This is a genomic window from Protofrankia sp. CiP1_Cm_nod4 (assembly GCF_982290645.1).
This window is the reverse complement of record NZ_CEVIVC010000005.1, coordinates 4,397-27,958: the sequence shown is the minus strand read 5'-3', so window position 1 is coordinate 27,958 and position 23,562 is coordinate 4,397. Positions and strand designations below refer to the sequence as shown.

At 68.4% G+C, this 23,562-nt stretch carries 17 protein-coding genes; 4 read left to right on the top strand and 13 right to left on the bottom strand.

The genetic code is table 11. The features are described 5' to 3' along the window. Nucleotides 1-9: 9 nt before the first annotated feature. The 3 genes from AC5LSR_RS02290 to AC5LSR_RS02280 all read right to left on the bottom strand — a co-directional run bounded on the left by AC5LSR_RS02290 (nt 10) and on the right by AC5LSR_RS02280 (nt 3,392). Complete coding sequence (locus tag AC5LSR_RS02290) at nt 10-1,179, bottom strand: MGDG synthase family glycosyltransferase (protein ID WP_250292676.1); 1,170 nt, start codon at nt 1,177-1,179, stop codon at nt 10-12. A gap of 3 nt (nt 1,180-1,182) precedes the next feature. Beyond that, nucleotides 1,183-2,178, bottom strand: coding sequence for an NAD-dependent epimerase/dehydratase family protein (locus tag AC5LSR_RS02285; protein WP_250283006.1), 996 nt, complete (start codon nt 2,176-2,178; stop codon nt 1,183-1,185). A gap of 83 nt (nt 2,179-2,261) precedes the next feature. After that, nucleotides 2,262-3,392 carry a DegT/DnrJ/EryC1/StrS family aminotransferase gene (locus AC5LSR_RS02280; RefSeq protein ID WP_250283007.1) on the bottom strand — a complete coding sequence of 377 codons (1,131 nt, stop codon included), beginning with the start codon at nt 3,390-3,392 and terminating at the stop codon, nt 2,262-2,264. 1,158 nt (nt 3,393-4,550) lie between these two features. On the opposite strand from AC5LSR_RS02280, the gene AC5LSR_RS02275 reads away from it, so the two are divergent. Continuing rightward, nucleotides 4,551-4,970 carry a hypothetical protein gene (locus AC5LSR_RS02275; protein ID WP_250283009.1) on the top strand — a complete coding sequence of 140 codons (420 nt, stop codon included), beginning with the start codon at nt 4,551-4,553 and terminating at the stop codon, nt 4,968-4,970. A gap of 534 nt (nt 4,971-5,504) precedes the next feature. Beyond that, nucleotides 5,505-6,407: an alpha/beta fold hydrolase gene (locus tag AC5LSR_RS02270; RefSeq protein ID WP_250283011.1), complete on the top strand. Its 903-nt coding sequence runs from the start codon at nt 5,505-5,507 to the stop codon at nt 6,405-6,407. A 42-nt stretch (nt 6,408-6,449) separates the two neighbouring features. On the opposite strand, the gene AC5LSR_RS02265 is transcribed toward AC5LSR_RS02270, so the two are convergent. The 7 genes from AC5LSR_RS02265 to AC5LSR_RS02235 all read right to left on the bottom strand — a co-directional run bounded on the left by AC5LSR_RS02265 (nt 6,450) and on the right by AC5LSR_RS02235 (nt 15,347). Continuing rightward, nucleotides 6,450-8,405: an MFS transporter gene (locus tag AC5LSR_RS02265; protein ID WP_250283013.1), complete on the bottom strand. Its 1,956-nt coding sequence runs from the start codon at nt 8,403-8,405 to the stop codon at nt 6,450-6,452. Nucleotides 8,406-8,582: 177 nt separating this feature from the next. Next, nucleotides 8,583-8,807 (bottom strand): FmdB family zinc ribbon protein, encoded by a 225-nt coding sequence (locus AC5LSR_RS02260; protein WP_250283015.1) that lies wholly within the window; start codon nt 8,805-8,807, stop codon nt 8,583-8,585. Nucleotides 8,808-9,036: 229 nt separating this feature from the next. Beyond that, nucleotides 9,037-10,371, bottom strand: a complete 1,335-nt coding sequence (locus tag AC5LSR_RS02255; protein ID WP_250283017.1) for an ATP-dependent 6-phosphofructokinase — start codon at nt 10,369-10,371, stop codon at nt 9,037-9,039. Nucleotides 10,372-10,895: 524 nt separating this feature from the next. Continuing rightward, the gene (locus AC5LSR_RS02250) at nt 10,896-12,008 is read right to left on the bottom strand and encodes a PP2C family protein-serine/threonine phosphatase (protein WP_250283021.1); all 1,113 of its coding nucleotides are present in this window, start codon (nt 12,006-12,008) and stop codon (nt 10,896-10,898) included. A gap of 562 nt (nt 12,009-12,570) precedes the next feature. Beyond that, nucleotides 12,571-13,845 carry an ATP-binding protein gene (locus AC5LSR_RS02245; protein ID WP_250283023.1) on the bottom strand — a complete coding sequence of 425 codons (1,275 nt, stop codon included), beginning with the start codon at nt 13,843-13,845 and terminating at the stop codon, nt 12,571-12,573. Nucleotides 13,846-14,595: 750 nt separating this feature from the next. Further along, complete coding sequence (locus tag AC5LSR_RS02240) at nt 14,596-14,970, bottom strand: hypothetical protein (protein ID WP_250283024.1); 375 nt, start codon at nt 14,968-14,970, stop codon at nt 14,596-14,598. Beyond that, nucleotides 14,967-15,347 (bottom strand): WhiB family transcriptional regulator, encoded by a 381-nt coding sequence (locus AC5LSR_RS02235; RefSeq protein WP_493464409.1) that lies wholly within the window; start codon nt 15,345-15,347, stop codon nt 14,967-14,969. Before AC5LSR_RS02235 ends, AC5LSR_RS02240 begins: the two co-directional genes overlap by 4 nt. A gap of 483 nt (nt 15,348-15,830) precedes the next feature. On the opposite strand from AC5LSR_RS02235, the gene AC5LSR_RS02230 reads away from it, so the two are divergent. After that, nucleotides 15,831-17,234, top strand: a complete 1,404-nt coding sequence (locus AC5LSR_RS02230; RefSeq protein WP_250283026.1) for an NsdA family TPR-like regulatory protein — start codon at nt 15,831-15,833, stop codon at nt 17,232-17,234. Between the two features lie 897 nt (nt 17,235-18,131). On the opposite strand, the gene AC5LSR_RS02225 is transcribed toward AC5LSR_RS02230, so the two are convergent. From AC5LSR_RS02225 to AC5LSR_RS02215, 3 genes are read right to left on the bottom strand one after another with little or no spacing between them, the layout of a single operon-like run. Next, nucleotides 18,132-18,803: a PIG-L deacetylase family protein gene (locus tag AC5LSR_RS02225; RefSeq protein WP_250292682.1), complete on the bottom strand. Its 672-nt coding sequence runs from the start codon at nt 18,801-18,803 to the stop codon at nt 18,132-18,134. A gap of 29 nt (nt 18,804-18,832) precedes the next feature. Then, entirely contained in the window at nt 18,833-20,248 is a 1,416-nt protein-coding gene (locus AC5LSR_RS02220; RefSeq protein WP_250286898.1) for an ATP-binding cassette domain-containing protein, read from the bottom strand. Next, nucleotides 20,245-22,203, bottom strand: a complete 1,959-nt coding sequence (locus AC5LSR_RS02215; protein ID WP_250286896.1) for a branched-chain amino acid ABC transporter permease — start codon at nt 22,201-22,203, stop codon at nt 20,245-20,247. The genes AC5LSR_RS02220 and AC5LSR_RS02215 overlap by 4 nt, the downstream gene beginning before the upstream one ends. A gap of 80 nt (nt 22,204-22,283) precedes the next feature. On the opposite strand from AC5LSR_RS02215, the gene AC5LSR_RS02210 reads away from it, so the two are divergent. Next, nucleotides 22,284-23,504, top strand: coding sequence for an ABC transporter substrate-binding protein (locus tag AC5LSR_RS02210; protein ID WP_250286893.1), 1,221 nt, complete (start codon nt 22,284-22,286; stop codon nt 23,502-23,504). Nucleotides 23,505-23,562: the final 58 nt, after the last annotated feature.

The following is a 23,562-nucleotide window of genomic DNA, read 5'->3' as shown; positions in this document are numbered from 1 at the left end:
CTACCAGTCCTACCAGCCATTACCGAGCTCGACCTGACTGAGCGCGGCGCCGAACGCCTGCTCCCAGGCGTCCGGCGTACCGACCACGCGGACCGAGGGCGGCTTGGTGCGGTCCAGCGCGGCAAGCACCGACCGGCGCAGGGACGCGGTGTCCGCGGAGGTCACGTCCGCCCGGCCCCGGTCGAGTTCGAGCTGGAGGTTGTCCCGGCCGTGACCAGGCACGACGTCGAGCAGCAGGAGATCGCGCCCGATCACGCGGGCCTCGCTGCAGGTGTCCCCCGACGAGGTGACCACAAGATCGCTCGCTGCCATCAGCTCGGGGATACGGTCGGTGAAGCCGAACGGGATGACCTGCTGGCGCGTGCGCGCCAGTCCCCGCAGCCGGGCCTCGAGCGAGGTGTTGCGCCCGGCCACCGCGATCACCCACACACCGGCCTCGGCCAGCGCCCGGGCACCGTCGACCAACGGGCCGAGGCCCCAGGAGCCCGACATCAGCAGTACGCAGCGCGCGTCGGCGGGGATGCCGAGAGCAGCCCGGGCCGCCACCTGCGTCGGTGGGTCGTAGAAGGGCTGGCGCACCGGCGTCGGGACGACGGCGATCCGCGCCTGGGGATGGAACCGGCGGACGAACCGCGCTGCCGTGGCCGAGGTGACCAGGTACAGATCGGTGTTGTCGTGCACCCAGAGCCGGTGGACGCAGACATCCGTACAGAACACCGCCGTGATCATGTCAGGATGCTCGGGCTTGATCCGGCTCGCCGCCGCGGCCCCGGTCGCGAAGATCGACAGAAGCAGCTCGACCGGCTGCTCACGCAGCGTCGACGCCAGCCTGGGGACGAGGAACCGGGACGCGACCGCCTCGATCACCCGCGCCAACGGGCCGCCCGGCCGCATCTGCGAAAAGTGCACCGCGTCGTAGAGTCCCGGCACGGCCAGCATCCCCCGGAACACGGCCTCCCCCATGGCCCCGGCACGGCCGCCCATCATGCGCAGGGAGTCCAGCGTGCGGGTGGAGAACCCACGCAGGGCCAGCGAGTGCGCGCAGGCCTGCGCCATGACATCGTGGCCCATCCCGAGCGAGCCCGACAGCAGCAACGCCCGCTTCCCAGCGTGCTGGGGCTGCCGGGCCGGGACCGTCACCGGGCCACCCGTGGGGCCATCGGCCATATCGTCGATCATGACTTACTCGGACGATGCCGGGACGCCGACGCCGTCGGCCGCCTGGCGGGGTGGTACCGGGACCACCTGGTCACGGGTGGGCCGCCGGTCGGCCAGATACCACTCGACGTACTGCCGGACCCCGTCGGCGAACCGGGTGGTGGGACGCCAGCCCAGCAGCGCCTCGGCCGCCGCGTTCGACACCGGCCGCCCCCGGAAGTCACCCGGCCGCGCCGGCACGTGCTCGATCCGGACGCCGGGGACATGGTCACGGACCGCCTGCGCCATCGCCAGCACGCTGACCCGTTCGTCGCCTTCGAGCGCGATCGTCGCGTTCCGTGCGGAGTCGGCCATGGCGAGCACGTGCGCGTCGGCCAGGTCACGGACGAACACGTAGTTACGGAACTGCTGGCCGTCGCCGGCGATCGTGAGCGGCTCCCCGTCGAGCGCCTTCCGGAGAAACCGGGCCAGGACCAGTTCGTCGCGCATGCCGGGGCCGTAGGGAATGCCGTAGCGCAGAATTGTGAAGTCCACACCATAGGTCTGCTGATAGCTGTGGAGCAGCAGCTCCGCCGCTATTTTGGTGGAGGTGTAGACATGGCCGGCGCGGGCCAGCGCGAACTCGACGTCCTCGGTCAGCGGGTGCGGGTCGTCCGGGTCACCGCCGGCCGCGCCGTAGACCCAGACGGTGCTGGCGAACAGCACCCGGCGCACACCGGCGACGCGCGCCGCCTCGCAGACGTTCGCCGTGCCCTCGACATTGAGCCGCACGGTCCGGATCGGGTCGGCGAAGGCGTGGTCGACATTGGACATGCCGGCGAGGTGGAAAACCACCTCGCAGCCGTCGAACGCACTGGTGACGGCGGGCAGGTCCAGAACGTCGAGCGCTCTGCGGTCGGCTCGTGGATCAGTCTTGTGCGTCTGTAGATCGAGTGAAATCACGTCATGGCCGGCATCGGCGAGCCGGTCCACTACATGGGCCCCGATGAAGCCGGAGCCGCCGGTGACGGCTATACGCATGGTCATCCGTCCAGAATTGTCGGTTGCGGGCCGGGTCGCCCGGTGCAATTGCCCGAGAACTGCTACGAACGATGATCACCTGGTCAGAGCTGTACCGCCAGGGCCTCGAGAGCGGAGGCGAGCGACGCAAGCACATGATCCACCTCGGCCCCGGTCATGTCCGAGTGGACCGGGAGGCACACGTGACGGGCACACAGATCCTCGGCGACCGGCAGGTTGCCGCCGGCATACGACGCGAAGGCCGGCTGCTGGTGCAGGGGTGCCTCGTACACCTCGCCCGACAGTGACACGCCGTAGCGCTCCTTGAGCTCCTTTTTCAGCCGGGCCCGTTCAATGCCCGGACGCGGCAGGGCCAGATATTTGTAGAAGTTGCCGTACCCGCCGGCCGGCACCCGGACCGGCTCGATCCCGTCGATCTGGTCGAGTCCCGCGTCGTACCGGGCGGCGGCCCGGCGGCGGACCTCAAGGAATTCGGACAACCGGCGCAGATGCACCAGTCCGGTCACGGCGTGCAGCTCACTCAGCCGCCAGGCGTAGCCCTGTTTGATGTGGACGTTGCCGAGGAAACCGGCTTTCCCCTGGTCCCGGAATATCACCGCGTCGTCCCGCACGCGCTCGTCGGCGGTGAGTATCATCCCGCCCTCGCCGCTGGTTATGACTTTGGTCGGGTAGAACGAGAACGCCGCGGCCACGCCGAAGGACCCCGCGGGGCGGCCGTCATGACTCGCCCCGTGGGCGTGCGCCGCGTCCTCGACCAGAAAAATGCCCCGTTCGTCACACAGCGCCCGAATAGCGTCGGCTTCCGCAGTGATCAGGCCGCCTATGTGCACCAGAACGACCGCCCGGGTACGCGGTGTGAGTACAGCGGCCACGGTGGCCGCGCTGAGCGCGAACGTGCCGGGGTCCACGTCCGCGAAAACCAGGTCCGCGCCGGCCCGCAGGACGGCGAAACCGGTGGCCGCGAAGGTGTTCGTGGGTATAATGACGTCCGAACCTGCCACGTCCAGCGCCCGGAGAATAATCTCAAGCGCCGCGGTGCCACTACTGACAGCAATGCCAAAAGGGGCGCCGTGGGCCGCGGCAAAGGCGGCCTCGAACTCCCTCGTATACGCGCCGAGCGTCAGCGCCCCACTGGCCAGTATCTCCGACACCGACGACGCAATCTCCGCGCGATCGGCCTCCGGGAAGACGATCCGCGCTGATGGAACCTGCATCTGCACCCCTTCAAAGTCCCGCGTCCTGTCAAGTCACCACCTGCCGGTCCGGGCACGGTGGACAGCGACGCTACCGGTTCACCCACCGTGCGGCTGTCAGGATCATCCTGCTCTCGGGCATCCTCCCCTGATCCTTTTCACGGCCGTCCGGCGGAGAGCCGCCCGCCCGGCCCAGGAATGACCACCGAGCACCCGGTTTACGTTTTAGCGTATCCATTAAATAATAGATCTCATTGCCGTCCAATACCCGTCCGACAGATACTCGTCCGGCCACAGTGGGACAAGTCACCTGGACGATCCCACAAACCGGCCACAACGGCCGCGAGTACGAATCACAACAACACGACCATGGTCTTGCGATCAGCTGACAGGCGCATTTTACGGCTCGCCGACGACCGGAGACTACCTCCTGTCACGTTTACATAAACGGACAGTAATATCGATCTTCGGAAGAAACACCCGGCCGCTGGACGTGTTCACGAGGCCGACAAGACCAGCAAGACTGGCAAGACTGGCAAGACCTTCATATCCGGCAGAGTCGGCGAGGTCGACACAATCGACACCAAGGACTGGCCGTTCGGGGGGATCCACCGCCGTCGCGGCTCGCGCGGACGAGCGGCATCCGATGCGCCCGCCACGTGGCCGCCGATCAGGCCCGACCAGACATGAGGGCAGGTCGCGGGCAGCATGAAAGGCCCCGGCAGAGGGTAGAAATGATCTGACGTACGGGGGGAACGCAGATCACTCACCGCTCTGCCGGGACGCACAGCAAGAGTATCGGGAAGGCGCCCATAAGGGGAGCAGGAACGGCCAGGACTTTGGTCCCGTCTCGAGTCCCGTCCCAGCACCGTGACACCGCCACGGACCCGTTCGTTACGGATACGAGTCCGATCGGGATATCCATGAGCACAGCGGACACGAAGGGGCTCTCGTGATCTGGCGCCGGACCTGGCCTCCAGCGGATCTCGCACCAGGCCGGGGACAGCGCGATCATTTTCGGCGCTCGGCGGCCCGGCCGCGGGAGCGGATGATCCGAAAATTCCCGAAGATCTTCAAAGCTCGACGGATCCGAGAGGCCCGGAGGGCCCGGACGCCGGGACCGCGGGCTCGGGGTGCCGCGAATCCGCCGGCCCGCGACGCGCTCGAAGGAGCCACAAGGTGACACGGAACAAGATTGTCAGAAGCCTCGCCGGTGTCGTGGAACTTGTCGACAAGGTGGAGCCCTGTATCGAGCTCCAGGACACGATGACCGGCGGCGAGGCAGCCCGCGAAATGCGTGACGCACATGTCCGCTACGCCCGGCTCGTTCATCTGGAAAAAGATCTTGCTCGATCATCGATCATCACTGTCGGAGATCTTGACAGGCTTTCCGACCCCGCCCGCCCGCTGGTGGATGTGATCGACACCTTCCAGCCGGAGATCTTCCTCGACTGGCGCGACTTCCTCACCGACGCGGTCAATCGGGCACTGCGTGACATACCAGCGGAGACGACCATCACGGTCGAGGACGACGGCCAGCCGCTCGGCGTCCTTTCGGCCGGGACCGTCCAGGCATTCGTCTCGACCAGCCGGGAGTGACCGGCGGCGGCCTCGGCCGAGCGTCACCGGCTCGCGCCGGATCGACGACCGGAGGCCGGCAGTGGGAGACGCCCGCTCGGCGCTGCGCTCCGGAGCAGAGCGGTTGACGTCGGTATTGACGCCGGCCCTGACGTGAACCCGCCGCCGCACACCGCCCAGCCAGGTGAGCCGGCCGGTGCCGGCAGGCCACACAATATGGGACCATATCGCTCGACAGTGTTCCCATATCGCACGGGAGCACCATGCGGCACCCAACACAGGAAGGCTGCTATTCAGCCATGAGAGCATCCCCGGTGTGCCGTACGGATATCGACGAACACAAACCGGGAGAACTCGGCCGGATCCCGGATCGGTGCCGGCTTTCGGCCGGCACCACCCCGTCCACCCTGCCAGTCACGCCAGGTGAGCGCATCCGACGATTCCAGCCATCGGGACCGTCCCGGTCCGTCCGATGACAGGATTCCGGCCAGACTGGATTACGACACCGTCCAGCACCGCATAACCGGAACGGCAGACCAACATGGCAGACAGAGCATGAACATCGAAACTCCCGGCTGGTTCCGGACCGCACTCGAGCGGCGGCCCGAACAGTATGCGACGGAGGTCGAGGGATGCCGGATCAGTTACCGATGCTGGGGGGAGCCGGACCGGCCGGGAATCGTCCTCGTGCACGGAGGCTCCGCGCATGCCGGCTGGTGGGACCACATAGCGCCGTTGATTGACAGCGAATACCGAGTTGTCGCCATCGACATGTCCGGCCATGGCGACAGTGGGCGCCGTGACGATTACAGTCTCCAGAACTGGGCCGCCGAGATAGTCGGCGTCGCCGAACACGCTCAGCTGGCCGGCAGCCCGATCGTGATCGGCCACAGCATGGGCGGCTGGGCATCGATCATGGCCGCCGCCAGCTACCCGGAGCGGATCAGCGGGATCGTCATCCTCGACGCCCCCGTCGCCGACGTCACCCCCGAGGAAAGGGCCGCCCGCGAGCGCACGGCGTTCGGGCCGCTGCGGGTCTACCCGACCGTGACCGAGGCGCTGGCCCGCTTCCGGACCGTGCCCGATCAGCCCAACATGCTGCCCTACGTCGTCAACCATGTGGCACGGTCGTCCATGGGCGCCGTCGAGGGGGGCTGGACCTGGAAGTTCGATCCAGGGATCTTCCGCGGCCGCCGGCCGTCCCCGCAGATCCTCAAGGAGGTGCGCTGCCGGGTCGCGCTGTTCCGGGCCGAACACGGTCTGATAACCCCGGACATCGGTACCGAGATGTACGAACTGCTCGGCCGGGTCGCGCCGGTCATCGAGATCCCGCTCGCCGGGCACCATCTCATGCTCGACCAGCCGCTGCTGCTGGTCACCGGCATCCGGACGTTGCTCGCGGACTGGCAGCACTCCGTCCCGCAGACCCGCCCGAAGGTCGGGACGAACATCGCGTAGCTGCCTGGCAGGAGCCGCTGGAACGCCCCCGGCTCCGGGCCGTCACCCGGTATAGCCGGATGACTCCGCTTTCCCGAGACGATGGGTGGGGATCAGCCCCGTCCCCGGCTCCCCGCCCCGCTTCCGCCGTGCGTTCACCGGTTCGGCGTTCACCGGCTCGGCATCCACCGGCTCGGCATCCACCGGCTCGGCATCCACCGGCTCGGCGCTCACCGGCCCGGCGCCGACAGGTTCGGCGCCCACCGGCGCGGCGCCCGACACGGGTGCCGTCGGCTGACCGGTTCCGGCGGCGAAGGACGCGACCGCGGCGATCACCAGTGTCGCGATCGAGAACACGAACACGGCGACGAGGCCGTCCGCGAACGGCCCGGAAATCAGGTTCGGGAAAAAGGCGTGCCCGGTCACGTGGGCACCACCGTCCGGCAGCGCCGCCAGTGTCTGCGGTGTGAGCAGCTGCTCCATCGGGTTGTAGCCGAGAAATGCCGAGAACAGGACGCCGATCGGCGGGAGGCCGGCCACCGTGCGCGCGGTCGCGTCCGGTACGCCCTGCGCCAGCAGGCCATTGAGCATCGTCGACGGCAGGGTCCGGGAGAGACCGATGACGATGAGTGTGAACACCAGGCCGATGGACAGCACGATGGCGGAGTTCTGGAAGGTCGCCGTCATACCGGCGCCGACCCCCCGCTTGTTCGCCGGCAGCCCGTTCATGACATCGGCCCGGTTCGGCGAGGAGAACAGGCCGGTACCGATGCCGTTGACGAACAGAATCAGCGCGAACGACGGATAGGAGAAGTTCACCGGTATGATCATGAAAAGCACGAAGCTGGCAATGACGGTGACAAGACCGCCGACCGTGAACATACGGGCGCCGAACCGGTCGGAGAGCGTTCCCGCCACCGGCGCGGCCACCAGGAAGCCGATCGTCAACGGGATCATGTAGATACCCGCCCACAGCGGCGTCTCGGCAAAGCTGTAGCCGTGCTGTGGCAGCCAGATCCCCTGCAGCCAGATGATGAGCACGAACTGCAGCCCCCCGCGCCCGAGCGACGCCAGCAGGGAAGCGATGTTGCCGGCGGTGAACGAACGGATGCGGAACAGCCGCACATCGAACAGGGGCTCGGCGACCCTCGACTCGATGACCGCGAACACGACCAGGACCGCCAGCCCGCCGGTCATCGCACCGAGCACCCAGGGGCTGGTCCAGCCCATGGTGTGCCCGCCGTAGGGCTGGATGCCGTAGGTGATCCCGATCAGCAGCGTGATCAGCCCGCCGGCGAACGTCGCGTTTCCCCACCAGTCCATCGCGGTGCGTTGCCGCACCCCGTTGTCCCGGAGCTTGGCGTAGGCCCAGAAGGTCCCGAACACGCCGAACGGCACCGATACCAGAAAGACGTAGTGCCAGTTGATGGGGGCGAGCACGCCGCCGAGCAGGAGCCCGATGAACGTACCGGCGATGCCGGCCACCACGTTGATGCCCAGCGCCAGCCCCCGCTGCTGGACCGGGAAGGCGTCGGTGAGGATCGCGGTGGAGTTGGCGAAGATGAACGCCCCGCCCACGCCCTGCACGATCCGCCAGCCGATGAGCCACAGGGCCGCCGCGCTGCCATCCATCCAGGTGAGGGCCAGCAGGACGGAAGAGACGGCGAAAATCGCGAAACCCATGTTGTACATGCGGACGCGCCCGTACATGTCCCCGAGGCGCCCGAAGGTCACCACCAGGACGGCTGTGACGATCAGGAAGCCCAGCATCATCCACAGCAGATAGCTGGTGTTGCCCGGCTGCAACGGGTTGATGTTGATACCACGGAAGATGTCCGGCAGGGCGATCAGGACGATCGAGGAGTTGATCGTGGCCATGAGGATGCCCAACGTGGTGTTGGACAGCGCGATCCACTTGTAGTGCCGGCCCGGCGCGGTGGGCTCGTCGACCACGGCGGACGGTCGTGCCGTGTCGCGGTCGTCCGCCGTGGTCGGCTCTGCATGATCCGTATCCCGCACCTGGCGCCCCTCCTCGAACGTCGGCGATGCCTCGCATCGAAAACTTGCTTAGTAAGACTAAACAAGTTCCGCCCATCAAGGAAGACAGAAAATTCCGATCATGGCATGAAGATCTCAGTTATGACAACAAGTTCACGTCACATACACAACGAGAGCTCTTCTGGGATCGTCCGATGATCAGCTACAGCAGGCGCCGCCGCAGCAGGCGCCACCGCCGGACGGAACAGGCAGCGGCGGGGCCGACGCCGACCCCGCGCGGCTGACAGCGACGGCGGTGAACAGCCGAGTGGTGTCGATATGGCCGTGCGGACATGGATTGTCGGCGGCGGCCGGTTCGGTGATGCCGCGTCGCACCTCGAAACTGGTCTCGCACGTACGGCAACGGTACTGGTACGCAGGCACGGGCTGATTTTACGCCGACCGCTCCACCGCGATGACAAATCACCGTCGCCGCGATCACGGCCCGCCCACACGCCCGCCGGTCCGGGCCGCTGGCAGCGCGACAGTGGTCCTCGCGGGACCTCGCGGGACCTCGCGCTGCCGCGGGCCCGGGTTCCCGGCCGTCCAGGCGGCCCGGCCGGGTGGCGGATTCTCGTCCGGAGCCATCTTAGGACGGGCCGGTTGCCGCCGGTCAGCAGAACCGGACCGGCTGGCCGGTCGCCTCCAGAACCGACAGCCAGAGGTCACCGGCCGGATCGACCTGGCTGCGGTGGCTGATGGCCATCGTGATCGGGACGTGCACGAACCGGCGGCGCCACCGCCCGACGATCACTTCGGTGCGGCCGGACATCGCCGCGTGCACCGCGGCATGCGAGAGCCGGATGCAGTACACACTGTCATAGGGGTTGGCCGGCACGCCGCGGATCACATAGCTCGGGTCGATGTACTTGAGGTTGACCTCCGTCTTCGCGGCGCTGAAGTGGTCCGTGATCCGCCGGGTGAGGAACTTGCCCACGTCCCGCAGCTTCACGTTGCCCGAGGCGTCGCTGCCCTGGGGCGTGTGGGGCTCCTCCTGGGCGAGGAGGTCCTGGCCGGCGCCTTCCGCGACGACGACGACCGCGTGCCCCCGCTCCTCGACGCGCCTGTGCAGGAAACGCAGGAGACCGCCCTCGCCCTCGAACCTGAAGGGCACCTCGGGGACGAGCACGACGTCCGCGTCGCTGTTCGCCAGGGACGCGTAACATGCCAGAAAACCCGAGTGCCGGCCCATGAGTTTGACGACCCCGATACCGTTGGGCGACGACGTCGCCTCGACGTGCGCCGCCCGGATCGATTCCGACGCCTTCGAGAAGGCGGTCTGAAAACCGAAACTCTGGTCGATGTACGGCACGTCGTTGTCAATCGTCTTCGGCACGCCGACAACGGCAATCTTGTCCCCGCGCTCGCGGGCGACCCGGCCGATCTCGAGCGCGCCACGCAGCGAGCCGTCGCCGCCGACCACGAACAGGATGGTGATGCTCATCCGCTCCAGGCAGTCGACGATCTCCTCCGGGTCCTGCTGGCCCCGGGACGTGCCGAGGATCGTTCCGCCGTTCTCGTTGATGGTGCTGACAAGCTCCGGGGTCAGGTCCAGCACGCTGTGGGCGTACCGGGCGATGAACCCCTGGTAGCCGTTGCGGAAACCGAAGATCCGGGTGACGCCGTAGTGGGAGGTCAGTTCCAGGACCAGGCCTCGGATGACGTCGTTGAGGCCGGGACAGAGCCCCCCGCAGGTCACGATTCCGACCCGAGTCTTCGACGGGTCAAAAAAGATCTTCCGTCGCGCCCCGGCCGGCTCGAAGCCGGGCAGGTCGTCCAGTGACACGTTGCGCCGGGAAACCATCGACAGCGTGTCGTCGAGCAGTACGCGGTCGTCCTCGTCGACGTAGTGCTGGGTCGTCCGCTTGTTGTCGATCAGCGGCGCCAGCGGCGACTCGATCCGGCAGGGCCCCAGCACCCTGACCGAAGCATCCGGGACATCGTCCATCAGTAACACGCCCTCGGCGACCCCGGGAGCGGGCCCCCGGGTGGCGGCTGGTCTGCCGGCAGCCGGCCGGCCGGCAGACCAGCCGCCGCACCAGCCGAATTTCCGACACAAAGCAGATATTCTCGAGTGAGACGCACCACGACCGTCAGATCTCCTTTCTCGCCCACTCGCGTCAAAGCGTACCGGCCGAGCTCCCGATGCCGATACGGGAGACCACAAACCACGTAACAACGGACGGCGGATGAAACCCGTCCTTTACCGGGTGGATACACGTGGGAACGGTACCCGGGCCGGCTGCCGGCGGCCGCTGGCGGCTGGGCGGCGGCCTGGCAGCAGGTCGCGGTCAGCGCCGGCCCACAGCCGGGCCGTCCCGGCAACGGTGCCCGCACGAGCCAGGAGTGAGATGACTAACGACGCGCGAAACAGGAAGTGACAAAAAAGACGGAGGGCGTGTAAGTGGACGACCTGGGCCGGCCGGGGCCCCGGGGCCGCCGCCAGCGCGGAGCACGCCCGCCCGTACCCGCCTACACCAGTCCGGCGGTCCGGTCGTGCGGGGTTCCGGCACGTTCGACCGGCCGGGCCGTCAGCACGGGCAGCCGTTCGGCGATGAGCAGGGCGAGGTCGTCGTGCAGGTTGCCGCCGACATGGCCGTGCACGTGGGAGACGAGCCGGTCCAGCGCGGCGTCGAGGGTGACGGCCGCAAGCGCGGCAAGGTGGTCGTCCAGGCGGAAGAAGGCCCGGTCGCTGTTGCGCGCCTCGATCAGGCCGTCGGTGAACAGCAGCAGCCGGTCACCAGAATCCCACCTGCTGGTGGTCACCGTGAAGTGCTCGGCGATACCGAGCGGAGGGCTGGGCTCGATGATCTGTACCGGGCGGGCGGAGCCCCCGGACAGGAGCACGGGCGGCGGGTGCCCCGCCGAGATCATTCGCAGCATCCCGTCCGGATGGACGTCGACGATCAGGACGGTGACGAAGTCCTCGGGCCCCGCCTCCCGGCAGACCGCCCGGGCGCAGGCCTCGGCGACCCGTTCGATCTCCGGGTAGACGACGGCGGCCTCCCGGAACGCGCCGAGGACGACCGTGGTCAGCCGGACCGCCGGCAGCCCCTTGCCCTTCACGTCCCCGATGATCATCCGGGTGCCGGTGGGCGTCGTCACCACCTCGTACAGGTCGCCGCCGACAAGGGTCTCGGCCGCCGCGGAGAGGTAGCGGGCGGCGAACGCGATCCCGTCAACCGCCCCTGGGACGGCCGGCAGCAGCGCCCGCTGGGCCACGTCGGCCACGGCGCGGACGCGTCCCAGTTCCTTCTCCCTGCGCAGCCGCGTCACCGCGACGTAGCCGGCGACACCGGCCTGGATGGCGACCAGGACACAGGATGTGACGTGCTGCCCGCTACCGAAGTCCTCCCAGACTCCTGACACCACGCCCGCGGCCACCGCGGCAAGCCCCACGATCACGGTGACGACCGGCGCCCCGGTGGCCGAGGCGAGCAGCGGCACCAGCCCGTAGAAGCCGGTGAGGTTGATCCGCGGGACGACGATGTCGGCGACGACCAGCACGACCAGCAGGCCCAACGGGCCCAACGGGCCGCTGTCGGTCGCCGTGACCGCGTTTCCGTCTGTCCGCACTGTCCGCATTGTCCCCATCATGACCACAACCAACGAACAAGGAAACGCCGATCACCACGATACGGCCACGGGCCAGCCGCGCCACGCGGCAGGGACGCGGGCCGGGCCGCACCCCGCCGCCCACCGCCGGGCGAGCGGCGACACCACCATGATCCAGCCATGCACAGGAGATCATCGACGCTTGCGCTACAGGTTGCAGTCGCCAACAAGACATGCCCAACACAACACTGCTGGGCCGCAGTAGACACGGGAACATCAACTGTGCACCATCGGTGGCAATGCAGACGAATGATGTGAACCCGACAGGTGGCCGATACCGGCCCGCCACCGACAACGGAGCCGGGCCTGCGCCGGCCGCCGCCCCGCGGATCGTCGCGGCTTCCCGATCCGCATAGGGCCGACGGCCGGGCGGCCAGCGAGGCGGGCACACCCACGTCTGCCACCGGAGAGGACCTCAAAGAAAGATCGGCAACAGTCGACCGGAGAGCACGCGACCATGGTTTCCCTCGGGTGCTCTCCGGCCTGGGCAGACCGTCAGCGGGGGGAACACGGTGTGGAGGCAGACACTGCTTCAGCTACGAGCAAAGATCTTTGCGTCGGCGCGGAAGCGCTCGAGCTCCTCCGCGCTTATGGTGGGCCGTGACGAGCGGGCCGCGGCGAGCAGGTCCTCGGTGCTCACCGGCAGCCGCTCCCCTTCGTCGACCGCGCGGAGGAAGGCCGCCGCCACCGCCCGCTGGACCATGGACGCGAGATCGGCCGGTGTGAACAGCTCCGTCGCCGCGACCACCGGTTCGATGTCGACCTGCTTGTTGTCGATCCGTTCGAGGAAGCGGTCGAGCAGCAGGCGGCGTCCGGGCGCGTCCGGCGGCCCGACCGGGAGGATGAGGTCGAAGCGGCCCGGGCGGACGAACGCCGGGTCGAGCGCCGCGATCGAGTTCGTCGCGCAGATCAGCAGCCGCCCCGGGGTGTTGCGGAACTGGGGGATCGCCTTCAGCAGCTCGTTGACCACGGACTGGCTCTCCGGCCCCACCGCGTCCCGGGACTGGGCGATCTCGTCGACCTCGTCGATGAAGACCACCACCCGTTCGACCTGCATGAGCTCGGTGATGGCCGTGCGCAGCTCCGCGGCGAGGTTGCCGTCGCCCGCCGCGACCAGCCGGGACGGCAGCAGCTCCACGAACGGCCACTCCAGACGTGCCGCCACCGCCCGGGCGAACGATGTCTTACCGGTGCCCGGTGGCCCGAACAGGAGCATGGCCGTCGGGGTGACGACCCCGTACGTCTCGGCCAGTTCGTTTTCCTTGATGGGCAGCAGCAGGCGTTGTTCCACCAGCCTCTTGCCGTCGGCCATACCGGCCAGCCCATGCCACTCGGCCGCGGTCAGCAGGGTGCCGCCCCAGCGTTCCACGGTCGTGACGTCCGCCGGACGCAGCGGTTCGTACTTCTCGTAGAGCGTGAGTCCGGTCTTGGCGAATCCCCGGTTACGGAAGGCCAGCTCACCGAACTGCCCCGGCGCGAGCAGTGTCGTGATGCGGCGGTGCCCGGCGTGCAGCAGCTGGTTCTCCAGCGCCTGGAGGAGGGCGGATCCGATCCCCCGGTAGCGCCAGGCCGGCGAAATCGCCAGCGCGACCACCTGGGCGTGCCCGCGCTCGTATTTCGCGACCGCGACGCCCACGAACTGGTCAGGTGTGACGGCAACGACCGCGGGGGTGCCCTCCCGCAGCGCGAGAATCGTGTCGGTCAGGTCAAAGGACGGTCCTTCCGCGTCGGCTCTGACCTCCTCAAGCAAATGGACCGTCGCAGTGTGATCGTTGGTGTCGTAGGACCGCACGTGCCAGTTCGTCACAGCCGGCTCCCTTCACTCGTGTCACTCGTGCGCAAGTAGGTTGGATTACCTGTCGCGTCGTTCACACTCGGGCGGCACTCGCGGCGGCGGCAAGAATCCCGCAACGCAGGATGAGGAGCGCCCGCGGGCAGGAGTGTCATTTCGTGACATCCTGCCCGCGGGCGCTCCGAAGGAGTCGGATCACCACCCCGCCATGTTCTCCTCCGGGGTCACGGGCGGAGCGGGAAAACAGTGGTATCCGATCTGGTGAGTTGGTCGGCTGTACCGGCCGGCGCGGGTCATCCATCCGCGGAGGGGAGCGCCAGATGACCCGCGCCGGGGTCTCACCCAGGGGCCACGGCCATTGTCGGCGGTCACCTGGGGAGCTTTTTTCACCACATGGTCACCGGCCGCGCGAGCCGGCCCCGAACCGGCCGGGCGCAACCGGCGGGCGGTGGGCGCCCGCCCTTCTCCACCGGGTCGCGGCCGAGGTGGCCGGCGTGCGGCACGGAGATCCACGTGGCGTTATGTCGTTACGATTCCCGGTCGGATTCGCGCCGGCCCGGAAGGGGCGGCCGCAACCAGCCCGGACGAGCAGTGAATATTTCGTCGCGGTAACAGTTCCCGCATTTCCGGTAAACCCGCCGGCGTTCCCGCCACGGGGTGGGCGTCCCGGTACGCCGGGACCGCGGCGGACCGTTCCCCGCGGGCCGCGGCCCGCGCCTCGAGGACGGTCGACGATCATTGTCGCCGCCCCTGCGAGTCGGATCATCAGACCGCGCCCCGCCGAGGCCGTGGGATCGCGCACTCCCCCGCCGACGGGGCGGCGGACAGCAGCTCCCGGCCGGCCCGAGCCAGCTCGTCCGACAGTTCGGTCAGGCCCAGCCGCCGGCCGACGGCGGCGCGCACAGCCCTCAGATGCGTGAGCAGGGCACGGGCCTGGTCGATCTCCTCGTCCGGCGCGCCGTCGGCGATCAACCGGGCGAGCGACGTCATGACATCGCTTTCCGAGGTCACAGCCTCGGCATATTCACGTGCGGCTATCCATAGCCGGGCCGCGGTGTGCTGCCAGTCGGCCATCGCCGCGGCCATCGCGGCGGCCATCGGCACCGGGGCTGCGATGCGCTGCAACGTCGGCGTGCTCACCGTGGTACCCGTGGCGCCGGCGGGTTGACCAGCTGGCGGCGCAGCGCACGGCGCTCGTCCTCGTCCAGGCCGCCCCACACCCCCGCGTCCTGCCCGGTGCCAAGCGCCCAGTTGAGGCATTCCCGGATCACCAGACAGCGGCGGCAGACGGCCTTGGCCTCCTCCAGCTGCCGCAGGGCCGGCCCGGTGGTACCGACGGGGAAGAACAGCTCCGGGTCCTCGTCCCGGCAGGCGCTGCGCTGGCGCCAGACTTCCAAATCCTCCGCGGACTGCGGCTCCTGCGCTTGGACCCGGCTCCACATGTATGCGGAGTTCACGTCCTCGAACTGGCCGCGCAACTCGCCGTCGGCGTCCAGCACAAGAACTCTGCTACCCATACGACACCGTCCTGTGGTCGCGTCGAGATGAAGACTAAATCGAGCAGAAGCGTATGGCCGGCCCATGTTGCTGTCTACTCACAATGTTTCCGAACGCGAGATCCGGGAATAGTACCCACGGAGGCCCGCGGAACCCGGAAATAAGGCCTGGAGGACAACAGCCGGCGCTCCTGATTCGTTCGGGATGGTGGAATTCAGGGCCCGGTGGTACAGCTACCGGCCAGTTCACGGATCCGCACGATCACCGTCCGGATACTCCGCGTGTGCCCGAGTCCCACCGTGGCGGGGTTCCGGCCGGGGCCGCATACGGGGCCGACGAATACCCGCGGGGGCGGAATCCGGGAAAAATCAAGGTGCTCCCCCGCGGGCCAACCAGGAACAACGACTCACCACAGATGACCGCGGGTCCTTAGACTCCGGTGGGGGGGTTGGCTACGTTCCGAGTACATGCCTTGACATGACGGCCAAATGGGAGAAGGTCAGATGCCTCCTCGAAGGGTTACCATCGGTCCGTTGCAGCATGCACGCCAGATCCGCGGCCTGTCTCTGGCGCGGGCAGCGGAAGAGATCAAGAGTCTCGCCGAGGACATCGGTAGACCGTGGGATGCGTTGACCGCACAGCGCCTCTCGGAGTACGAGGGCGGCAAGCGCCCAAGCTGGGAACACTGTGATCTCCTTGCTCGCTATTACTGCACGAATGTCGTTGCCCTAGGCTGGGCGTGCGACTACACCGGGCCCGAAAGCGGGGCCCTGGCACTCCTGGCCAATTCAGTTGACGATGGGGAGGCTCGATGGGCAGACGCCGATCTCGACCTTCTGTGGAGACCTGACGGATTGAACGTCGGGTTCGAGGAGGTGACCGCCAACATGGAAAGGCGGAAGTTTCTGAGTGTGTCCGGCGTGGCACTGACATCGGTCGCGCACCACTGGCTCATGACCGATTCAGCCGGGCTCGCCGCGACACTCGAGGGAAAGCGTGTGAGCGACTCGCTCGTCGCCGGCTTCGAGCGGCGGGTCGAAACGCTTCGCCGAATGGATGACGTTCTCGGAGGAGATGACATATACGAGCTGTCCATGGCGGAGCTGCGGGTCGCCGTGCGCGTCCTGCGGACCGCGCTGTACGGCCACGCCCACGAGGCGCGGCTGTACGCCGTCGCCGCGGAGCTCGCCCGGCTGGCGGGCTGGGCCGCGTTCGACAGCGGCTACCACGGGGGCGCCCAGCGCCTGTGGATGGTGGCGCTACGGGCCGCTGGGGAGGCCGGGCAGCCGGCGCTGGGGGCCAACATCCTGCGCTGCATGGCCGAGCAGGCGTCCTGGTACGGCGACCCGAACGACGCCATCACCATGCTCCGCTCGGCCCAGGCCGGCGCCCGCACCGCGATGACCGCCACCGAGAAAGCAGCCATCTCCGGCGCGCTCGCTCTCGCGTACGGCCGGGCGGGTGAAAGCGCCTCGGCCGCAAGAACTGCCGAGGACGCGGTTCATCTCATCAATCAGTCTCAGCCGGCAGAGGATCCGCCGCATATTTACTGGTGCGTGCCGCCCTGTATTTCACTGTTCGCCGGTGAGGCGTTGTTGTCCAGTGGCGACGGGGCCGCCGCGATTCCCTACCTGGATGCCGCAGCCGAGGGCCTGGCCGGTGATTTCCCGCGCGCCCGGGTGGAAGCCATGACCAGGTTGGGTGTCGCGCACGTGCGGGCCGGAGATGCCGAAGCAGCGGTTCAGCTCGGGCACCAGGCCGTCGAACAGGCGGCCCTTCTCGACTCCGGTATGGCCGGCAGAGATGTGGCGACGCTGTGCCGTGAGATCGAACTTACCGGATACCCCGGAGCCGCCGATCTCACGGATCACGCCCGCGTCGCGCTGACCGCTGTCGGCTCAGCCTGACCGGCCCGCGGGCAGCTCCACAGGCCACACAGCCATGATCCTTCCAGGTCGGAGGCTCCGGTTCGGACCGGCTCCGCCGGCCGGACGGAGCCGGCGGACCCGGACCGCCTGATTACTGAAGGCGACATCATATTCGGTTTCCGTGACAGGAACCGGCTCTACGTTCCGGCGCCGGACAGGGCACCGAGGGCCTCGGAGGCAGTCGGGACGACACCACCGTCCCGGCTGCCTCTTTCCCTTTTGCCCTGAAAGACCGATTCGGCACAATTAAATGATCTTCAAGGTCATTGTCAACACTGTGATACTCGTCACATCAATAGATCAACCTAGCCCAACCCGGGCCAAATTTTCAAGATCCAATCTTTCGGAGAACACACGAGGATCACATATACGATCTTCATCGGCGACTCCTGTGGGCGACGAATCCAATCCTTACAGTAATGACGATTACGGAGAGTTAAATATACCCGAAGTGTCCCGCCAAATGCCCACCCGCGGGGCACATCTGGACCACGCCACGAACAGGGCAGCCGGTAAGACAGCGGCAGAAGAATCCGGATCTTCAGGGCCTTTCTGCCCGGCCACCGGGCCGGGAAACTGATAGCCAGGTCACGCCCGGGCGGACCGCCCGGGTTTGTCCACCCGGCCGGACGACCGGCGTGCGGTGGGTATGCGGTGGGTATTCCGCCCACGCCGGTATTCACGCGCTCCCCGCCACCGGCCCAGCCAGGCAGCCGGCCCCGTGGGCCCATCACGGAAGAAACATGATCGATTCAGCCCCGCCCTCGGACCGGGCCCAGTGGGTACTGATCGCCCGAATACCGGCTCGCGCCGGCGGAGATCAGCCAAACGGAAGATCTATCAAACAAGATCGATTTTTCCGGCGTCAGCAAGCCGTCAGAGACGGGTCACACCGGGCAGCCGCCCCAGGACAGGCAGGGCCACGAAGCCCTCGGCGTAGGCGGCCCCGATCCGAGCGCCCCACAGCCGGCCGAGGTTCTCGGCCATGGGAGCGAACTCCTCGCTGATCGGCTGGGTGCCACCGTGCGCACGCAGTGCCCGGAGCTTGACGTCGAAGGTGGCCGTGACATCGACGATCGTGGTGGCCCGCACCGGGCCGTCCATGGTCAGGGAGTTGTAGCTGTCGCAGGTGTAGAGCCGGCGCGGGCAGCCGGTGGCGAGCACCGCCCGCGGCAGGGCCTCGAGCACGGCCGCCGCGACCCGCCGGTGGCGCGGGTGGACGTCGGCCGGCGGATGGGTCACCACTATCTCGGGAGAGAGCTCGACCAACAGCTCCTGGAGCTCGACGGCGAGCCGTTCGGGGTCGAGGACGCGCAGGCACGCGCCGAGAATGCGCGCTCCCGCGGCGGCCTCGGCCATCCGGTCGGCGGTGTTGCGCGGGACGGCGACGGTGACCTCGGCCGCCCGGGCGTGCAGGGCAAGGGTGCCGCCGGCCCACAGCTCCGCGTCGTCGGGATGGGCCATCACCGCGAGCACGCTGCCCGGACGGGCCGTCCCGGCCGTCCCGGCCGGCGTGGCCGTCCCAGCCGCCGGATCGTGGTCATTCATGCCGCTGTCCGTTCACGTCCACCCACGCCCTAACCCATCCCGAAATAGCTTCCATTGATCAGGTCGGGATCGGCGGCGAGAGCCGCCGCGGTGTCGCTGAAGGCTATCCGGCCCCGGTCGAGGATGTACCCGCGGTCCGCCGCGGCGAGGGCGAGCGACACATGCTGCTCGATCAGCAGAATGCCGGTGCCGTGCTCGTCCGCCAGCCGGCGCAGGACGGCCAGCAGGCTGAGCGCGAGATCGGTCGCCAGGCCGGCGGAGAACTCGTCGACCAGCAGCAGCCGCGGCCGGCGGGCGACGGCGCTGGCCAGCGCGAGCTGCTGCCGTTCGCCCCCGGAGAGCTCGCCGCTGCCACGGTCGAGCAGGGGGCGCAGGGTGGGGAAGCTCTCCAGCGTCTTCTCGATCTGGTCACCGGGCCGGCGGCCGACAGCCAGCCGCAGGATCTGGCGGACCGTCAGGCCGCGCAGCGGCGTGCCGCCCTGCGGCACCACCGCCAGGCCGCGGCGGGCGAGCCTGGCCGGGTGCGCCCGCCGCACCGGCTGCCCGAGCACGGTTATCCGGCCGCCCAACGGCGCGATCGTCCCGGTCACCGTGCGGACCAGGGTCGTCTTGCCACCGCCGTTGGGCCCCAGCAGGGCGACGACCTCGCCGGCCCGGACCTCAAGCGAAAGGTCGTGCAGCACGGGAACACCCGCGTACCCGCTGACGACCTTCTCGACGAGAAGTGCCCGCTCCGGCCGGGCCTGCGTGGGCAGCCGTACCGTGCTGGCCGGCGGAGCGCCGAGGTAGATCTCACGGACCTCGGCGCGCTCGCGGATCTCCGCCGGCGGGCCGTGCGCGACCATCCGGCCGCCGCTGAGCACCACGACGTCGTCGCAGGCCTCGAAGACCAGTTTGATGTCATGGTCGACGAGCAGGATCGCGCAGCCACGTTCGGCCAGCCGTCGTATCCGGCCGGTGAGGACGGATCGGGCGGCCGAGTCCAGGCCGGCCGCCGGCTCGTCCACCAGCAGCACCTGGCCACCCGCGGCCAGCGCCCGGCCGAGGCCGACGGCGAGCCGTTCGTCGTGGTTGAGCATGGCCGGCAGTTGCTCCGCGACCGCGCCCAGCTCCAGCGTCCAGGCGGGTTCCGGCCCGGCGACCGCCAGGTTCTCGGCGACGGAGAGATCCTCGAACAGTTCCAGGGACTGGAAGGTGCGGGCCAGGCCCCGGCGGAACCGTTCGTGCGGTGGCAGTGTGTTCAGCACCGTCCCGTCCAGGATGATCCGGCCGGCGCTGGACGGGGTGAATCCCGTGATCGCGTCTATCAGGGTGGTCTTCCCGGCGCCGTTCGGCCCGATGAGGCCGGTCACCCGACCAGCACGCAGCGCGAACGACACGTCGTGGACGACCTCGACCTTCCCGTAGCGGACGCACAGCCCGTCGACGTCCAGACGTATGGTCACCGGGCCACCTCGGCATGTCGGGCCAGCCGCCGGGCCGGCTTCGATTGTCGTGGATCGTAGGCAAGCCCTTCCGGACGCACCACCACCAGGACGACCAGGGCGACACCGCACAGCAACGACTGGTAGCGCGCGAGATGGCCGAAGTTGTCCAGCACCGTGAACACCACACCGCCGGGGGCCAGCAGGCCGCCCAGCATCGCCCCGCGCACGCTCATCACCCCGCCGACCGACGCGATCGCCAGGAAGAACAGGGACGCGAACACCCCGAAGGAGTCGAACGACAGCCTGCCCTGGCCGTAACCGATGAGGCATCCGCCGAGACCGGCGATCCCGGCGGAGACGGCGGACGCGAGCAGCTTGGTCCGGGCGGCGTCGACGCCCATGGCCGATGCCGCCCGCTCGTTGGAGCGGACCGCGAGCATGCGCAGGCCCGACGTGGACCCGCGCAGCCGGGCCACCCCGAAGCCGCACAGCGCGAACACGCCAAGGCAGAGCAGCCCGTACCCCAGCCGTGGGAAGCCCTTCCCGGCCACCCCGAGGTCGAGGCCGAAGAGCTCCGGCGGCGGGACGACCGAGCCGGCAAGCCCACCGGTAATCAACGGGTTCACAAAAACGATCTCCTGGAAGGCGACCCCGGCGGTGAGCGTGACGATGGCCAGATCGACCCCTCGGATCCGCCGCGACAACGCCCCGAGCACCAGGCCCGCGACGGTGGCCGCCGCGGTGGCGAGCAGCGGCGCGAGCGGGAACGGCACGCCCAGACCGCCCTGCAGCCGGGCCAGCAGGAACCCGGCCACCCCGGCCAGCGACATCTGCGCGAGGGAGAGCTGGCCGGCGAACCCGGTCAGCACGACGAAGGACAGGCACACCACGGCGGCAGCCAGGCTGCGTTCCAGGCCCAGCCGGTAGGGGCCGCTGAGAACGAGCAGCGTGAGCGTTCCGGCCGGCACGAGGACGGCGAGATCGCGCAACGGACGTCCGGTCGGCTCCGCGCGCGGCAGCCGCGCGACCGCTGCCACGGCCCTGGCCCGCCCGGGTATGAGCTGGCCGCGGGTGACCGCGACGACGATGAGGACGAGCAACGGGAACAGCGTCCGCAGACCGGGCTGGTTGAGCCATGGGACGTCGTGCTGCAGAGGCAGGAGAACCGACTGGAGCATGCCGAGCAGCAGCGCGCCGACAATGGTGGCGCCGAACGACGACAGCCCACCGAGCAGCGCCGCCGCGAGCGCGGGAACAATGAAAAGAGTGTAGGTGGACGGGCTCAACACGCTGATCGGGGCGACGAGTATCCCGGCGAGCGCGCCGAGTACGGACGCCACGACCCAGCTCACCGCGGCGACCGCCTCCGGGCGGTAACCGAACTGTTCCACCGCCTCGTCGGATTCGGCGACCGCCTTGGTGGCGAGCCCGAACAGCGTCCAGCGGGACACCGCCCACATGATCATGCCAATGCCCGTGACCAGTACCGCGAGCAGCGGACGGTCGACCGGAAGGGCCACTCCGAACGCGGAGAAAGATTTCTGCGGAAGTACGGAATCGATGAACCTGTTGTCCGACCCGAACTGCAGTACCGCCAGCGCCTGGAGGGCGATCATGAGGCCGACCGAGGCGACCAGGGACAGGGCTGGCGGGGCGTGCCGGAGCGGCCTGAATATGAGAAAGTACACAAGCAGGCCGAGGAGCGCGGCCATGGCCAGCGACACGGCCAACGCCAGCGCGAAGGTGGGGCGGTCGGTCAGATGAATACGGGGCGGAAGACCCACGACGGGCAGGACGATGTCCCCCACGTCCCGCAGTTCCGCATACTGGTAGGTGGCGTACATTGCGAACGCGGCGTGCGCGACATTGACCACCCCCGAGGCGCGGTGTATCAGCACCAGCCCAAGCCCCAGCGCCGCATACACCGCGCCCGCGCCCAGACCCAGGATCAGTGCCGCGACATACGTGGACACAGCGCTCTCCAATCGACAGGGCAGCCCGTTGCGGACCAACACGGTGCCTTGTGGGCTAAGGCAGTGTAACTTCTGGCAATATGACGCTGTCCCGCCGTGTCGTCGCAGCAGCCGCAGTCACGTTGGCCGTCCTCGCCGGGTGCACCAGCCAGCGCGGCAGCGGCTCCAACAGCCCAGGTCAGGCCGCAAACCACCTGAACGGGCCACCTGTCAAGATCGGCTTCGTCTCCATGGAGAACACCCCGCTCGGGTCGTTTCCCGAGACACGAATAGCTGCCGAGAGGGCCGTCGCCTACGCCAACGCCGTGCTTGGCGGGGTTCACGGCCGGCCGCTCGAACTCGTCCCCTGTGCAACAAATGGCTCACCGGAGTCGTCCCAGGACTGTGCCAACCGGCTCATAGCCGCGGGCCCCGTGGCCGTGGTCGGCGGGGTGGATCTGAGCACCGAGGCGGCCATGTCGCTCTACCAGCAGGCCGGCATTCCCTATGTCAGCGGATCACCCCAGCTGAGCGGGGAGCTGAGCTCGCCCAACTCCTTCTCGCTGACCGGTGGCACGCTCACGGAACTGCTCGGGATCACCGAGTACCTGACCACCACCAGGCATGTCACAAAGGTTCACGCCCTGTACGCGGACCTGCCCGGGCTGCTGACCGCCGCCATTCAGGGATCCAGGAGCATCCTGCAGAAGAAAGGAGTCTCGGAGATCCAGCTGGTATCGGAGAAAGTGGACACGGCGGACTTCGCCCCGGCGGTCAGCCAGGTCGCGTCCGGGAACCCGGACGCGATCGTCGTTGTTTTCCCGGCCCAGTCGTGTGCCCGTATAGCCCAGGCCGCCGGCAGCCTTCAGGTGAAAGCACCGATATACTTCGTCGGCTCCTGTGCGACGGCCGCGGTGGCACGTGCCGGCGGCCAGGCCACCAGTAACATGAACTTCGCCTCCAGCTATCTTCCGCTCGACTCGACCGGTGATGACAAGGATGCCAAAGCATTCCGTGATAATGTACCGGAAGCATCGCGCTCGCCGTTGTCACAGGCGTCTTTCTCGACCGTTCTCGCGGTACGGTCACTGCTCGCCGAGATCACACAGACGACCTCCGGAGATCTGCGGGACGCGTTCAGGGCGGCCCGGGACCATCCGAACGTGATGGCCCATCCGTTCACCTGTGACGGCACCCTGATAAAGGCGTTCCCGGCGGTCTGCAACACGGCGGTACGCATCCTGCGGTGGTCGGACGGAAGGTTCGTCGACGCCACCGGCACCTGGGTGGACGGCCGCGGGCTCATGTCACTGATCGGATGATCGTCAGGCTCACCGGCCCGCCGGCACCGCCGATCGCTGGCGGCGCCGGCGGGCCGGG

Excerpts from the sequence above, each read along its gene's own strand:
- AC5LSR_RS02225 (WP_250292682.1), bottom strand. The coding sequence starts at position 18,803 with ATGAATGACCACGATCCGGCGGCTGGGACGGCCACGCCGGCCGGGACG.
- AC5LSR_RS02250 (WP_250283021.1), bottom strand. The coding sequence starts at position 12,008 with ATGCGGACAGTGCGGACAGACGGAAACGCGGTCACGGCGACCGACAGC.
- AC5LSR_RS02255 (WP_250283017.1), bottom strand. The coding sequence starts at position 10,371 with ATGGACGATGTCCCGGATGCTTCGGTCAGGGTGCTGGGGCCCTGCCGG.
- AC5LSR_RS02280 (WP_250283007.1), bottom strand. The coding sequence starts at position 3,392 with ATGCAGGTTCCATCAGCGCGGATCGTCTTCCCGGAGGCCGATCGCGCG.
- AC5LSR_RS02210 (WP_250286893.1), top strand. The coding sequence starts at position 22,284 with ATGACGCTGTCCCGCCGTGTCGTCGCAGCAGCCGCAGTCACGTTGGCC.
- AC5LSR_RS02285 (WP_250283006.1), bottom strand. The coding sequence starts at position 2,178 with ATGCGTATAGCCGTCACCGGCGGCTCCGGCTTCATCGGGGCCCATGTA.
- AC5LSR_RS02230 (WP_250283026.1), top strand. The coding sequence starts at position 15,831 with ATGCCTCCTCGAAGGGTTACCATCGGTCCGTTGCAGCATGCACGCCAG.
- AC5LSR_RS02270 (WP_250283011.1), top strand. The coding sequence starts at position 5,505 with ATGAACATCGAAACTCCCGGCTGGTTCCGGACCGCACTCGAGCGGCGG.
- AC5LSR_RS02235 (WP_493464409.1), bottom strand. The coding sequence starts at position 15,347 with ATGGGTAGCAGAGTTCTTGTGCTGGACGCCGACGGCGAGTTGCGCGGC.
- AC5LSR_RS02290 (WP_250292676.1), bottom strand. The coding sequence starts at position 1,179 with ATGATCGACGATATGGCCGATGGCCCCACGGGTGGCCCGGTGACGGTC.